Genomic DNA, 14,839 nt, shown 5'->3' on the forward strand with positions numbered 1-14,839 from the left:
CCCACGAAGAGTGTAGTTGAAGATCCTTAGGTATTTGCGCTTTGTGTAATTTAATTGTTTTTTTATTTTAAATAATGTGTAAAAACAACATTCTGTATTTTCTCAACGACGAATAGAAAAAAGGCCTTATCGACCTTTATATAGTTTTGTATTTGGTGAATTACCAGTCGCCTGGGTCGCCGCCATCTGAGTCGCTGATCTCCTCGTAAGTACCGCCAGTGTCAATACTCAGCTGTTTAAGAAACTGAAATGTAGGGGTACTAGATACCGACTGAGATGCAGATGAAACATCTAATACATACATCTTATCTTTATTAGCCAGAATATTTTGCACTGTGCCTGTATAGATTGTGGCATTGAATTGCACTGGTGGTAGCTCAAACAGGTATTTAGAGGTTACGCTCGTTTGCCAATTTGAGCCGCCACAGCTAGAGACTGGGCTGTCATTTTCGCCGCCATCAGTAGATCCATACACTCTTAACAGTGCGCCATTAGCGGCTTCCGTTGAGTAGTTTACTCTCAACTCATCAGCGCCATCACACATAGCTTGTGCAAGAGCCGTTAGCCCTGAGCACCCTTCTGGATCTAGTTGATAGAGTGCCATCATTGCCGCATTGAAACCGACAAACCCGTTAGTTAGGGATTGAATTTGACCGCCACTAGCAAACGTTTTCACATTTAGCTGTTGGCCATTAATTGTGGCATCTAAAAAGAATTTTGATACTTTTTGCACTGCTTGTTGTTTTGAGAATGAACATCGGCTTTGTCCATCTGGGCGCAACGTGTTCATTGAACTACTGCGATCTAAAAAAAGCACGCCATAAGATTCAGGCGCAGCGAGCGAATTGAAACTCGACATTGTGGTTGCCAATACAATGGCAGATACTAAGATTTTCATCATCGTGAACTCCATGTCAAAAGATACCATTTGCATTATCTAATCGGGAAACCTTACGGCTGCGACAAGATATTGTTCAAATGGTGTAAGAAGTATCTGGCTGTACTGCTGATGCAGATACATGATTTGCGCAAGTAAAAAAATGAACTTAATTGGTTGCAAATTTGTTGCGCAGCGTAAGGGTAGGGTAGATTCTAATTTTATCCATTACACCACATTACAGTGATAATTTATTTTTTAAAACATAATCTTGCATTTAGGTTTGACGTAAATTTTAGTATTTTCATGATGTTATGTTTAGCTGCCTGATATAATAGCGATTGCGATTTAGTTTCTAAAAAATATACAGTAGGATGAAGTAAACAGTATTCAAAAGTATGAAATAATAAAAACAATGACAGGAAGTTTTATGAAGCGATATCTCTTTTCTCTCTTAGGTTTCCGTGCCACTTGCGTTGAGTGAATATCATCACTTTAGAAAAAATCAGTTAATGTAAGTGTTGCAATGCTTTGATTTCAGAGAGCAAATGTTTTTGTTCGCTTTCACTTAGCCCTTCAAACTTAAGCATGGCTTGGTAGGTCTTTAATAGTGATGGCTTATCTCCTTTTTGCTGATAAGCCGTGGCCAATTGCTGCAGTGCATTGAGGGATTCTGAGTTGTGCTGGCTCACAAAGCTAAATAGGTTGATGGCCGCAGTGAAGTTACGTTCGAATAGGGCGGCATTCCCGAGCGAAGTCAGCGCGCTGTAGGGGTAAGCCTTAAGTCCATATAGTGACTTAGCGATGGCGACATGATTTTCCAGCTGAGTGGCACCGGCGGCCGCTACCTTCAAGGATGGCTGATAATGGTTAAAGAGGTGCTGCAGACCATGATAATAGCTCGGGTAGACGACACTCATATGGGTTTCGCCACCAAAATGCTGTGCTTTGAAGTCAATTCCATTTGGCTTTCGCCAAGCATCATTAAGACGTTGAAAAGGCTGCGTTATGATTGCGTTTTCGTCTGCCATGCTGATGTAGATACACTTGTTGATTAACGCTTTTGCCAGTAAGTCATTTAATAATCGCTCTTTATCCCACCAAAGGCTTGGACTTGCCAACATCACACCATTAAATAAATCGGGTTTTTCAAGTAGCGCATAGGTTGCAAACAGCCCACCGAATGAGTGTCCTGCTAACGCGCGATAGCCTGATGTTCGATAATGCTTGTCTACGTAAGGGATGAGTTCTTTGTCGATAAATTGCAGTAGCATTTCTGCACCGCCTGGATTTTGCTGCCGTGTTGGACCTGCAAAATGTCCCAGTACCGCAAGGCTGCCTTTGCGATAAGGTGGAGTCAGATCTCGAGTGCGGTGTTCGTTGGTTTCGATGGCAACAATGATAAGTTCAGGTATTTTATGTTGTTGTGCCAAGAAGCGAGCCGCTGAAGCGGTATGTTCAAGATTGCTCTGACCATCAGTCAGATATAACACTGGATAGCTTGTATTGCCTTGTTCATAGCTTGGTGGCAGGACGATATGAACCGTTCTTTTTTGCGAAAAATAAGCGGATGAAAGCTGCAGTGTCGAGTTCGAATTTACTGATTTATTAGCAACAGCGCTACCAATTGACAGTAATGTAAAAATAGCCACGATAACAATGTGAGTAACTAACCTAGTTTGCATAACCGCTCGTTCCTTGCTTAAAAATCATCGCTAATTTAACACGAGTCAAAACGACAAGGAACGAGTTATATAGAAGCGCTTAGGAATTATTTGTTTTGTCTTGAGCCTTCTAAGGTCACTATCACTCCATTCTTATTGGTGTTTGTGCCTTATTAAGTAGTTTAGAAAAGATAGGTTTTAAGCAAAAAAGAGAAAACACTGAAACGATTGCCATCACTAAAATGCCAATTAGAGGAATAACATAACCAAAGGTAAAACTAGCACCGACCACGTGTCCCAATATACATTCTGCGCGGTAGATTGGATAAAATAGACCAGCTATCAAAAGTCCTAGGGCTGTATACATGGTGAGGCTTTGATAACCGAACTCCCAAAGGGCTGATTGCAACAAGCTAAAGAGTAACATCACAAAGAATGCGACCAAAAACTCAGTAGGAATAACCACGGGTGCTGTTTTTTTAATGCCCTCTGTGCCAATTGCTTCATGGAGCCGCAGTGCAGTAAGCCAAGCTAATACGGGAATTATGATAATGCCCCATGCGTTAGATACTGCCGGAAAATCTGCTCTGTGAAGTAAGTGGTGACTGACTATGCCGCCGTTTAAATGTTGCCACATCAGCGTTAATATCACGAGTAAGATTGCCGATGTAATTAGGCCTTTGTTGATTTTGTTCGCTGTGACTGAAAGCATGTTTCTACTCCTAGCTGATTAAACTGTAATTTAACTAAAAAAGACGGCTGAAATGCGTGGCCACCACATCATGACAGCGGCCGCGCAAACGCCAATCGCGGTGATCACAAAACCTAAGCTCATCATCACCGCGATTATCCACACCGGTGCGCTGGCTTTGGTTTGGCGTTTTGCCCAAAAGTAGAGTTCTGCGAGTGCCATTGGTAGCAGATAGCAGGCAAACGAAATAAATATATCGATAGGGCCATCTAAGGTTGCGGTATTGCCATTGAAGCCTTGGTTGACCATGTACCAACCAAACAAATAAAGACGAAACGTCCACACCCCATTAACCAAGAAAAAACTATGTACGGCATAACGTTGATGTGCGGCGATATTTTTTTGTATGGCAGTGCGCCAAGCAAAAAATATCGCAATGGGAATTAACATACCGTTGAGTGTTATTCCAATGGCACCAATATCGCTTAGCCTAAGACCGGTTACCCAAGTGAGATATAAGCCTGTGAGTGCGCCCGAAATACCGAGAATAAAAAATACGCGTCCGTTGTAGCGGTGAAAGCGTGGAAAGCGTTTTCGCACCGCAGGAATAAGCTGTAATAAGCCGCTGGTGGCCAAAATCACAGCGGGTAAAACATGGCTAAAAAACACCTTGGCATCTTTTGTGTGTCCGCTCGCCGGTGAAACCGCTGCACTTTGCTCTGTGAGTTCCACGATAAGCGGGATGGCATATAGGCCTAAGATATAAACAGCAAACATCCATTGCCCGAGCAGTGCGATACATATCCAGCTCTTTACGGCACCATTCAATACGCTAAAGGGACTAAAGAAAAGCCCAGTTGTTTTGGTTAGATTGAGGGAAGACAAAATACTTATCCTTATAAATCAATGAACTTGATATATAAAATGACAAGATTTTGCTATCTCGTCGCTTTGATTTTGAAAATCAAAGCAAAGAAAGTAGGCCGAATTTAAAAAATGGTGGTGTTAAGTTTACTTACAAAGTTAATTTGAATGCTTTTGGTGTGGCTGTTAGAGTTTCTGTGTCTACCAATATTCCTTCAATCACCATGACTATTGAAAATTATTACCTACTTTTGCTTAGCCTATGTTGCACTTTGGTTGTTACTCAGCTTTTTGTAAAAGAGAAAAAAGCAGCACATTTACTCTTTGCTTTAGTGTGCGGCTCGATAGCATTGGCCACGACCAAAAAGCTGACTCAGGACTCCTTAAATGGATATCAGTATTTAATTGGCATGGGTGCTTGTGTGACCTGTAATGGGTTTTGGTTGCTTGCTAGGGCACTATTTAGAGAAAAACAGGCCATTTTAAAAAGGCATGTTGTGTTTGCAATCGCCATTGCTGCCTTGGTCATATGGCGACAAGGCTATTTGTTTATCGATAGTCAATTACACATGAACGCTCGCGGATTTGTTGAGTGGCTTAACATTGCGGCGTATGAGCTTACCTTGTTGTTGTCATCTAGTGTACTCATGCTGGCATTTTGGGAAGGGTGCAGAGGGTTCTCGCAGTCTCAAGGGCAAGAAAAAGCACAAAGGGTGCTATTTTTATCCGCTTATTTTATTTGCGTCGCAGGCACTAAACTAATCGAAAATCGCTTTGCCGATAATCGTGAGGTTCAAGAATGGGCAGTGACAAGCGCTGCCATCCTCATTATATTGACGGCGCAAGTGTTACTGTATTGGCGATTTTCATCTCAACGTACAAGTACATCCGTTAGGTGCGTCGAATCAAATGAACCAACACAAACCGAGGATGATATTGCGCTCCAGCAACAGGTGGAACACTTTCTTATCGAGCAAAAAGGCTTCCTCAAAGAAGGGTTAAAAGTTGCTGACTTAGCTCAGCAATTTAATGAACCTGAATACAAGATAAGTCGAGTGATACGACAAAACCTGCAAGCGCGAAATTTCAGCCAATTGGTCAATGAGTTGCGGGTTGAGCATGCCAAAGTGCTGTTACAAGACCCCGCTAAACAGCATTGGCCAGTACTTGTCGTTGGCCTGGAAAGTGGTTTTGCGTCGGTTGGACCATTTACTAGAGCATTTAAAATCGCTACGGGAACCACACCAAACCAATTTAGAAAGCAAAATAGCCAAACGCAGGTGCTACGTGAAGCACAAGAGTAAGTGGCGATTAATCTAGCTTAGTCAGTTTGTATTGTAGCTGCTGAATAGGTAGCTCTATCGTCTGTGGGTCAAGCTCTGGCGTAATATCACTGACCGGAAAGACGTTATCAATTTCCACCGCATTCGCGATAGCGTTTGTATCGCCATTGGATAAAAAAGTAAGTTGGGTGTAATCACTGGGCTGTAAGTCATACCGAGCCAGCGTTGCCTTTAAGTCTATGCTGTATTCGTATGCAGCTAACAGGCTACCTGTGTTATCGTTGTATCTGCAGATCCGCCATTGATAGCTACTTTCGATAAACTCCAGCGCCCAAATCCCACCTTTATCTCGGATCATTTGTTGTGGTTGTTGGCAGGGCTGTGGTAGGGGCAGTAAACGGCTATGAGACCAAAGTCCTTCGTGGTTTTGGCACAATAAGTCGCCCTTACCAAGGTCGATAAGATGCGAGCTTAGACCATATTGGCAAAACTGGGAGGCGGGAATGAAAAAGGGATCGCTGTGCGTGTTAAGCGCGCCAAACGCAATATAGCCCATTAATACCTCAGTGTTGGTCATCCAGCCAAGGTAAACATATTCATCATCTTGCCAGTTTATTGATGCGATTTTCCCCTGTTTAACGGTGTTAGTCAGCGTGAAGTGGTCGCTTTTACCATTAAATGTACAAGTCAAACTGCCTTGTGTAGCGTCGATGTTGCATGATTGCTGAACTTGCTCCTGTGATAACCGCTTTATTTTAGAATTTGGCGTTTGATGGGTTAGCGCTGAGGTGAACTTAGCCGCAGCAGACAACAGGCCGGTTTGATCTTGTTTAAAACGACATTTAGGCTGTATCTTTGAGGAACTGAGCACGACACTACCATCAAGTACAGCAAGCTCACAGCTATTGGCTATGGTACAAGCCGTGAGCAGCATAACGCCACCAAAGGCAATCCAAGTGTTTTGCAAATCACAATACTCATCAATCATCAGCTACATCCTATAAACATAGCTGATAACACCTTGATTAAGCAATCTTTGGTGGCGAGTGCTTATCAGTCAGGCTATGGCTGAGGTTTGTTAGTCGTTTCGTCCAGCTCCTCGGTTGGCTCACTATTTTGCTCATTGTCGTCGAGTTCATCGTCGTTATCGCGAGGCGCGTCTTCGTCTTCGTCAACGACAAGTAGCTGCTCATGTGCTGTTTTTTCCTCGATACGCGGGTCCATGGTGGCAGCGAGCGGTGAGCTGGTAATATCAGAAGTCGCAGCCACATAGTCGCTAGGCTCTGGCTGCTCGGCTTTTTGTCTCGCGTTGATAAAGTGGAGGAGTAAAAACATAACAACGGTTAGTGCGCTTAACGAAGCGTATAGGGCTTGATGACCAAAATGGGACATGATCTGTGCAATAGCGGCCGAGCCAACACAGGCACCTCCCCCAAACGCCACCAGCAGTGCAGAAGAAACGCCAACACGGTCTTCATCATCAACACGGGAGTTTGCTAGTGCCGAAGAAAGTGGATACATGGTAAATGCAAATAACCCAAAGCCAAAAGTCAGCCAAAGACTGTAGCTTGGGCTCAGTGGCAGTAAAAATATACAAAGAGAAATCAAACCGATAAAAACAGCGTTACTGCGCAGTAAGATACTTCTGCGAACTCGGTCGGAGATAATGCCCATTGGCCACTGTGCAAGCAAACCTGCAAAAATCGTTACCGACATATACATGGCAATTTCTTCGGCATTAAATCCTGACTGGCTTGCAAAAGTCGGGGCAAGGCCATAAAAACTACCATTAATTACACCAGCAAAACAAACCGCCGTAAGAGATTGAGGCACTTTTTTGAAGTAGGTAAACAGACTGACTTGAATAGGCTTAAGTGGCTTGGGGTGGATCCGCCTCGTCGTTGAAATGGGGATAATTCCAAAGGATAAGGCAACAACAATTAAAAACAGCGGCGCATAGCCAAGCTCAGGAAAATTAGACAGTGCAAACTGCCCTGTTACCATACCGAGGTAGGAGGTGAGCATGTAAAACGAAAATACCCTCCCTCGTTGCTCAGGTGCCGCTTGTTCATTCAGCCAGCTTTCGAGCACCATAAAGTTACACATCATGCCCAGACCCACCACAAGTCGTAGTCCAAGCCAAAGATAGATATTGTCACTCACCCCATGTATCGCTACGCAGGCCGTCACTGCAGCTGTGCTTGCCGCAAACGCGCGAATATGCCCAACTGATTTGATCAGGTGGTAGCCTAATTTAGCACCGAGCAACAAACCCAAGTAATAAAACGAGGTAAGCAAGCCGATCCAAAACGTGCTGACGCCGTGCTGGCCTAAATAAAGCGCTAAGTAAGTGGTCAGCAGGCCTGTCCCACCGACTAAGAATAGATTTGTTAAATAAAGCGATGGAAAAGATTTCATATCGACCTTGGGATTCATTATGAATTTGCGTGTAACGCTCTAATAGTAGGGGAGAAATAGTTTATTTCCAAGCAAAAAGCTGTTGACTGTTTATCAGCCTTGTTTGCTTGTGTCGTTGGCTGATTACTACATAGCCTAAGTTATGGGTTATTCAGTGTGGTTCTGGCAAAAATACAGTGATAACACGCGTATAATTGAATTGTTGTTTTAATTGGGTTGAGTGTTTTTTGTTCAGGTGATACAACTTAAGTTCAGGACTAAATTATTACGAGCTAGTTCCTGAATTTATCAATAGAACAAAAAAGGATTACCAATGAAATTAACGGTTAAAAAATTAAAGTCTTTATCTAAAAACAACCAAACACTTGATTATGCTGCGACGCCTAATGTGGCAGGTGGTTATACAACGAGGCCTGGCACGATTGGTTGTGAAACCACGACTAAAGAGTGTGATTTAATCACCACGGCACTTTGTACAAGCGCTAGGTGTGACAACTACACGACTGAAAATTGTTAGCAATCAAGTAAGCAGGAGCTGGGCTGTACCTGCCTTTATTTTTTGTATTTTATTGATTAATCAACCTGAACTCAGCATAACGTCTGACGTACATACCAAGCTCAGGCCAATGTAGTTTTAATTTCCTTGATTCATTTGCGTTAATTTATCGCCAATGGGTTGAGAGAAGTTATAGCCGTCGTATTTATCCCAGTTAATCGACCATGTCATCACGCCACCAAAGTTCGGATAAGTCTTGCTAGGTCGAATAGTGCCACATCCTGTACCTTTGGTTAAACAATCTAAGGCATTGATGATATTGCCAATAGGCGCTTGGCCTGAATTTGCCGACTGTGGACCAGAAGGTAGACCGATGGCTACTTGGTCATCCCTAAGTGGCACAAAGCGGGTGCCATCAGCAAGATCAAATCCCTCAATCAACATTTTTGCATGGGCAACCATCATGTTCACTGAGCCCTCTGGAGCACTTCCCGGTTCATATGGGTTAGGTAGGCCGCCATTGTTGTATAGCTGTACGTGAAGTAAATCTAATGTATCGCGTAGCTCGTTTATAAGTGGAATATAAGCGCCCCAGATACCTGAATAGGCAATCATGCCACCATGCACATAGGGATGTTCAGGGGCCATGGTAAGTACCATATTGCCACCAATATTTTGTTCAATTTGCTTTAATGCTCTTGGCAGTCGAGCTTGGATCTGAGAGCCATGCACAAGGTTCGAGCCGCTCTCTAAATCGATATCTAGCCCGTCAAATCCCCATTGTTGAATAATATCGGTGAGGCTACTGACAAATGCCGCTTCATCGGCATCCGTATTAAGGGTAATTGTGCCTTCTGCACCACCAAGACTTAGCACAAAAACTTTACCTTGCGCTTGTAGTGCCTGCATGTCGGATTTGAATTTTACCGGGTCGATAGGCGGGCAGTTAGAGCGAATGTCTTTTTCAAATGGCGTGAAGTGCACTGTACCATTCGAGTTTCTATCATTTTCAGCAAAGGCAATATCGATGATATCCCAAGCAGTAGACATCTGATCAAGTGGAATTGGGCAACCAGCTGGATTGACAAAGTTATGCCAATAGCCAATCAATTTGTGCTTTTTACCGATGGGTTTATCGATGACTTGAACAGTCACGCCGCTACTGGACACCAGATCATTATTGTCGTTGGTGGCCGTGGCATAAAGTGTTTTTGTGCCGATTGAGGCCGGTGCATAACTATATTCGTAGGGTGGCGTTGTGTCTGTATTGAGTAACACGCCATCAGCATAAAACTGTACTTGAGTGATTTGTCCAACAAAAGAGGATGCTTGTGCAATCAATTGAGTGGAATTACCCAAGGTAATTTGGCTGCCGCTCGTAGGGGCGAGTAAATCAACGGCAATCGGTTTATCTGTCACATTCACTGTAACTGTTTGCTCGCTTTGATTACTTTCGTTATCCACGGCAATGGCTTTTAAACTCACCGGATTGAGGTCTGTCGGTGTCCAGCTGTGACTAAGCGTTCCTTGATTGGCTGTGGCGAGGAGTGTGTTGTCGGCATAGAGTGACAGTGTAGCAATAGTGCCGTCTGTATCTTGAGCACTAACAGAGATAGTGGTGGGTGCATTGACCAAAACAGTACCATTATTGGACGGGCTTTCGAACGTTACGGTTGGCGCGATTGCGCAGATCCCTAAATCGCTCCATGCATCGGTCCAATACTGGCCTGCACCAGGCTCATAAGCCCATTGCGCGTTTGAGCTACACCAACCTGCAATATCACAGCGATATTTATGATTATTATGAGCGACGAGTTCACCAGCCTGGTAATTTTGTCCAGCGCTGTATGCTCTAAGGCCTTGGCAGCCACCTCCCACTTTTGTTAGCACATCGATGGCAAGGTTTGCCTCACTTACCAAGCCTTGATTGTCTATCGCTTTTACATTTAGTTGGTTTACGCCCACTTGCTCCGCTTGGAATTGGAACTCAAAAGGAGAGGTTGTTAGGTTCGCGACAAGCTGATTGTTCACGCTAATTTCCACTCTCGCAATAGTACCGTCGCTATCTTCAGCTGTGATGCTGATCCCTACCATATCGCCTTGATAGAACTGCTGACCGCTGGCTGGCGCTACAATGGATACGTTCGGTGGTAGATTTCCTCCGCCCGGTTTTACTGTGATCTGTGCTGATTGCGAGCTTCCGGTTAGCCCTTGTAAATCGGTGGCAATTGCACTGATATCGTATTTGCCAAGTACTGCGTTCCAAGTGGTTTGAAATGGTGCGGTAGTGTCCGTAGCGATGACTTGCCCATTTACTAAGAATTCGACATAAGCCAGATCACCATCGACATCATTGGCATTAGCGGAAAAAACAGCGCTGTCATTTTCGCCCAGCACAGCGCCATTATTTGGGCTGGTGAGTACGACACTCGGTGCTTGACCAGACCCTGTTGCACAAGCTCCCAGTGACCGCCAGACATCATAAGGACCGGAGTGGCCAGCTGGATTGTCGTTTTGACTGTACCACTTAGCTTCATATGCTTGGTTTTGGGACTGTGTAATATCCCCTTGTCTGTAGACTTGTTGTTCAGACCACAGGGTTAAATTACTACAGTCGTAGGCGTTTGCTTGGCCCGCGAGGATGAGAGCACCGCTCGTCCAAGCCAATCGTAATATAGAAGTTGGTTTCATACTGATCCCTTACATGTTGTTGTGTGTTTTATGAACAAAACCAAATTAGCATATAGGTAAATAATTCGTTAATCAACACTCGAGTTATGAGTAAATCTTATCGCAATTTTAATTCGCATATTTCAAATAATCGGCTAGGTTTAGAGGGAATTTAACGGACTTTATAGGATCCATATAATGGCGACTTCTTCAATTCCTTCCGGTTATCATTCACTCACGCCTTACCTTATTGTGGCTGGTGCAGCAAAAGCTATTGAGTTTTACCGAGCTGCTTTTGGCGCTAGTGTAAAGCTTCAGTTACCTATGCCAGATGGCGGAATAGCACATGCGGAGCTGCTGATTGGAAATTCTTATGTGATGCTTTCAGATATGTGCCCTGATATGCACTTTAAAGATCCCAATGAGCTTGGTGGCACGCCCGTTAGCTTGATGTTGTATGTTGACGATGTGGACACTGTGTTTACGGGGGCAATTGAATTGGGGGCACAGCAAGTCACGCCCGTTTGTGATCAGTTTTATGGTGATAGGGCTGGAACGCTACGAGACCCATTTGGTCATATCTGGACGATTGGCACGCATAAAGAAGATCTCACAGAAACCGAGTTGCTCGCGCGTATGGCTGATTTTATGGATAAACAACAAGATGCCTAGTTGAGGTAAGTTTATCTTATTAGATTGCAGATTTATTAATTTTTTGTTTGTTTTTAATGGTGTGCTTTTTGGAGTTTTTGGTTAAAAGGCATTATTTAACATATGATTAAGGGTTGTCTTAGTGGTGAGGTGAATTTTAAAGTTAATTTTATTGTGAATAATGTTGAATTTTTTATTTTTTCATGGCAGCTTAAGAATTAGTGATAAATTTTTATCACTAAACGACTATTTCAAGGAAATGATAATGAAATTAAAATTAAAAAAATCAGCGTTGAAGCAACTAGATAAAAACCAAAGCCTACCTTTACAGCAAACGCCTCAAGTAGCAGGCGGTGCTGAGCCAAATACTAGAATTCCTTGCCGCTTAACGGAAACGTTGACTGGTACGGATTACGGTCAGTGCCGTTGTTAGTATAGTCGAGCAGTGTTTTAGGTTAGCCTGATGAGATAGAAAATCTACTTGTTGGACTACCAACCTTAAACAACATGATTTACAAATTAAGATTAATCAAGGATAAGAAGATGAAATTGAAATTTAAAAAAACAGCATTAAAACAATTAGATAAAAAGCAAAGCTTGCCTCAAGAGCAAACACCAAACATCGCTGGTGGCGCAACAGGTATTCGTTGTCGTCCTCCGATGTCAGAAACTGGCAACCAGTATTGGCAGTGTGAGTGTTAAAATTAGTGATAAATTAACATGAACAAGCTCACAGTTAAGTGAGCTTTTTTATTTCGAAAAGCAACCTGATTTTAATTTATCTTCATGTAATTCAATGCTTTACGTATTTTGTAACGTCTCAATAAATTAAGCGGTTTACGCTTTAATCCAGCAGCAATTACAGCCTCTGTTGCTGCGAGTATGCGCTCGGCGCTTTTACCATCACGGTAAGGATGCACTTGCTGAATGTATTGCTCAATACGTTCACTTTGTGCGTCGGACAGGTTGAGTGCTTGTTCAACCGCTTCAGATAATTGGCTTGCATCGGTAATATTGAGTAAGGCATCTTGAGGTTGGTGATTATTAAAAGTGATAACCGGTTTACCAATTAATAGCGACTCATCAACGGCGCTAGAGGTATCAGAAATCACCACATCGGCTTGCTGAATGAGGGGAATGAGATTGTCATTTCCGGCGATTTCAAAGTCGCTGATGGTTTCAAGTTCCATGTACATCTGTTGCCACTGCTGTTTCGTCTTAGGATGAAACTTAAGTTGGACTTTGTATTTTCCTGACTCTGCGAGCTGTTTGATGTGTGCATGTAATGCTTCAAGCGATGTAAGGTTCGGTGAAAAAGTGGGAGCATACAGTATGACTGGCTTTTCATTATCTTGCTTGGTGTAATCAAAATAAGGGTCGAGTTTTGGCCAGCCAGTTTCAATCACCGAGAAATAACCATGTTTTTGTGCGAGTTGGTTAAATGGCGCAGTGGTAATTGGGCCGTGAGTACAATACAAATCGAAGAAACCACGGATCCCAAAGTGACCTTTCTTTTTATATTCTAATCCGTGAAATACTTGCACTTTGGCGCCTGGAAAAAAGTCAGGAACAACGTTTCCAGGAACAAATACAGCTCTGGGATTAAACGCCTTGACGTCCTCTACGCTCAGTAACTCCGTTTCGTCTGGTGCAAGTGAACTTGAGTTTACATCTTTACCTTTTAAAAACCATTTCACCACATCACCGTTTGCACGGATAGCATTTTGGAGGGGTCTTAGAATGGCAAAGCTATATGGTTGCTCAATGTAGAAAAGGTAATGTTTAGGCATTGAAAGTCACTTATAAAATCAGAGTTTATGGCCAGCACTTGAATGGCGCAGCTAGGGCCAGAGCGATATTAAGCAAATAATACCGCTTTTACCGCATCAATACCAAACATCCGTTACTCGGCTGTGTTGGCGCCGATACGTGAATGCACCTCAGTGGCTTGAGCCATCATGTTATCCATTAAGGTTTGTACTGATTCGATTTCTCGAATTAAGCCTTGAGATTGACCAATAAACTGCACGCCATGATCTAAATCTCCATGGATTGTGGCGGCTTCAAGTTTTTCGGTGGCGGCACCAAAGAGCGACAGCATCTTAATTTTATCGAATTGAGATAACAGTCCTAGTAGTAGCTTCCATAAGGGCATGTCGACCATTTTGGCGGCCTTGAATGATTTTATGGTGGCTATGAAAAAGTTCATCGGGCGGCGCGTTGCCTTTTCAGCCATGGGGGTTTTCATTACTCGAGCATAAAGACCATCGAAGTTTTTGGAATAAATCGTCTGTTCAACGTCTTTTTCTACTACAGTATCTTTGACATGTTGATGCAAAGGGCTTTCTTTAGATGTTGCAAAACGAGAGCCCATCGCAACGCCCTCTGCGCCAAGCGCTAGCGCGGCGATAAGTCCTCGACCATCAGCAAATCCCCCTGCGGCAATCACAGGTATATCGACAATATCGACTATACTCGGCACTAAACACAGTGAAGTTACTTCACCACCATGGGCTGCGGCCTCATGACCTGTAACTAATAGCGCATCAACGCCAGATTTTTGTGCTGCTAATGCATGCTTTTGCGTCACCACAGTAGCAATGACTTTTCCGCCGTAGGCTTTAGCCGCTTGCACTAGCCAATCGCCTTTTCCTAAAGAAAAATTGATAACAGGCACTTGCTCTTCTAATGCGACTTTGGCATTTTCTTTGGCGCCTGGCATCATTAACGTCACACCAATACCAAAAGGCTTATCGGTGAGTTCACGAATTTTTCGTATTGCTTGACGTGTCTCGTCCTGACTGAGCGGGCCCGTGGCTAAAATACCTAAGCCGCCAGCATTGCTCACTGCCGCAACAAGCTCAGGGACAGAAATCCAGCTCATGCCGGGTAATATAATGGGTTTTTCGATGCCGAATAATTCGGTGATAGCAGTTTTCATCATTGTTATTCTACTGGTCAGATGTGTTTATGAGCATAGCTGGAATTTTGCTTGAAGTGAATACTGGTTGTAAGATACCTGTTTAGAAAGAGGAACTAAGATGAACGTAGTTATATTATTAGTGAGTTTAGTCATCGCGTTGGTCGTCTTGATACCGCTGTTGGAAAAGTATCAGCAGCGTTTAGGACTAGATAAAATGCAAAAGTATGCCAAATATGTACTGCCTTTATTAATGGTGACGCTGATCATTAAACTTATCTACGTTTTAGTGGCCGGGTAACAAG

Annotated in this window: 15 protein-coding genes; 6 read left to right on the top strand and 9 right to left on the bottom strand. The window is 43.4% G+C overall.

Annotated features, from left to right (window positions below; genetic code table 11):
• Nucleotides 1–160: 160 nt before the first annotated feature.
• From GSF04_RS09645 to GSF04_RS09660, 4 genes are all read right to left on the bottom strand, one after another.
• Nucleotides 161–901, bottom strand: a complete 741-nt coding sequence (locus tag GSF04_RS09645; RefSeq protein WP_211859395.1) for a VWA domain-containing protein — start codon at nt 899–901, stop codon at nt 161–163.
• 485 nt (nt 902–1,386) lie between these two features.
• On the bottom strand, nt 1,387–2,562 hold the full coding sequence (locus tag GSF04_RS09650) for an alpha/beta hydrolase-fold protein (protein ID WP_211859396.1): 1,176 nt from the start codon (nt 2,560–2,562) through the stop codon (nt 1,387–1,389).
• 121 nt (nt 2,563–2,683) lie between these two features.
• On the bottom strand, nt 2,684–3,253 hold the full coding sequence (locus tag GSF04_RS09655; protein ID WP_211859397.1) for a hypothetical protein: 570 nt from the start codon (nt 3,251–3,253) through the stop codon (nt 2,684–2,686).
• A 30-nt stretch (nt 3,254–3,283) separates the two neighbouring features.
• Nucleotides 3,284–4,117 (bottom strand): DUF2306 domain-containing protein, encoded by an 834-nt coding sequence (locus GSF04_RS09660; RefSeq protein ID WP_211859398.1) that lies wholly within the window; start codon nt 4,115–4,117, stop codon nt 3,284–3,286.
• A gap of 176 nt (nt 4,118–4,293) precedes the next feature.
• Between GSF04_RS09660 and GSF04_RS09665 the strand changes: the two genes are divergently transcribed.
• Nucleotides 4,294–5,400 carry an AraC family transcriptional regulator gene (locus tag GSF04_RS09665; protein ID WP_249122463.1) on the top strand — a complete coding sequence of 369 codons (1,107 nt, stop codon included), beginning with the start codon at nt 4,294–4,296 and terminating at the stop codon, nt 5,398–5,400.
• 7 nt (nt 5,401–5,407) lie between these two features.
• On the opposite strand, the gene GSF04_RS09670 is transcribed toward GSF04_RS09665, so the two are convergent.
• Together GSF04_RS09670 and GSF04_RS09675 are read right to left on the bottom strand one after the other, a co-directional pair.
• Nucleotides 5,408–6,367 carry a hypothetical protein gene (locus tag GSF04_RS09670; RefSeq protein ID WP_211859400.1) on the bottom strand — a complete coding sequence of 320 codons (960 nt, stop codon included), beginning with the start codon at nt 6,365–6,367 and terminating at the stop codon, nt 5,408–5,410.
• A 74-nt stretch (nt 6,368–6,441) separates the two neighbouring features.
• Nucleotides 6,442–7,797, bottom strand: a complete 1,356-nt coding sequence (locus GSF04_RS09675) for an MFS transporter (RefSeq protein WP_211859401.1) — start codon at nt 7,795–7,797, stop codon at nt 6,442–6,444.
• Between the two features lie 313 nt (nt 7,798–8,110).
• Between GSF04_RS09675 and GSF04_RS09680 the strand changes: the two genes are divergently transcribed.
• Entirely contained in the window at nt 8,111–8,314 is a 204-nt protein-coding gene (locus tag GSF04_RS09680; protein WP_211859402.1) for a hypothetical protein, read from the top strand.
• 117 nt (nt 8,315–8,431) lie between these two features.
• Here the strand turns inward: GSF04_RS09680 and GSF04_RS09685 are convergent, their stop codons facing one another.
• On the bottom strand, nt 8,432–10,984 hold the full coding sequence (locus tag GSF04_RS09685) for an Ig-like domain-containing protein (protein WP_211859403.1): 2,553 nt from the start codon (nt 10,982–10,984) through the stop codon (nt 8,432–8,434).
• Between the two features lie 177 nt (nt 10,985–11,161).
• On the opposite strand from GSF04_RS09685, the gene GSF04_RS09690 reads away from it, so the two are divergent.
• The 3 genes from GSF04_RS09690 (at nt 11,162) to GSF04_RS09700 (ending at nt 12,316) form a co-directional block, all read left to right on the top strand.
• The gene (locus tag GSF04_RS09690) at nt 11,162–11,635 is read left to right on the top strand and encodes a VOC family protein (RefSeq protein ID WP_039492154.1); all 474 of its coding nucleotides are present in this window, start codon (nt 11,162–11,164) and stop codon (nt 11,633–11,635) included.
• Between the two features lie 244 nt (nt 11,636–11,879).
• Nucleotides 11,880–12,047, top strand: coding sequence for a hypothetical protein (locus GSF04_RS09695; RefSeq protein ID WP_188249503.1), 168 nt, complete (start codon nt 11,880–11,882; stop codon nt 12,045–12,047).
• A gap of 110 nt (nt 12,048–12,157) precedes the next feature.
• Nucleotides 12,158–12,316, top strand: a complete 159-nt coding sequence (locus GSF04_RS09700; RefSeq protein ID WP_172439955.1) for a hypothetical protein — start codon at nt 12,158–12,160, stop codon at nt 12,314–12,316.
• A gap of 71 nt (nt 12,317–12,387) precedes the next feature.
• Here the strand turns inward: GSF04_RS09700 and GSF04_RS09705 are convergent, their stop codons facing one another.
• The gene (locus GSF04_RS09705; RefSeq protein WP_211859404.1) at nt 12,388–13,404 is read right to left on the bottom strand and encodes a CDP-glycerol glycerophosphotransferase family protein; all 1,017 of its coding nucleotides are present in this window, start codon (nt 13,402–13,404) and stop codon (nt 12,388–12,390) included.
• Between the two features lie 113 nt (nt 13,405–13,517).
• Complete coding sequence (locus GSF04_RS09710) at nt 13,518–14,555, bottom strand: nitronate monooxygenase (RefSeq protein ID WP_211859935.1); 1,038 nt, start codon at nt 14,553–14,555, stop codon at nt 13,518–13,520.
• Between the two features lie 100 nt (nt 14,556–14,655).
• Between GSF04_RS09710 and GSF04_RS09715 the strand changes: the two genes are divergently transcribed.
• Complete coding sequence (locus tag GSF04_RS09715) at nt 14,656–14,835, top strand: hypothetical protein (protein WP_095727329.1); 180 nt, start codon at nt 14,656–14,658, stop codon at nt 14,833–14,835.
• Nucleotides 14,836–14,839 lie beyond the last annotated feature (4 nt).

It is taken from the genome of Pseudoalteromonas sp. A22, assembly GCF_018141345.1.
GTDB classification, from domain to species: domain Bacteria; phylum Pseudomonadota; class Gammaproteobacteria; order Enterobacterales; family Alteromonadaceae; genus Pseudoalteromonas; species Pseudoalteromonas maricaloris.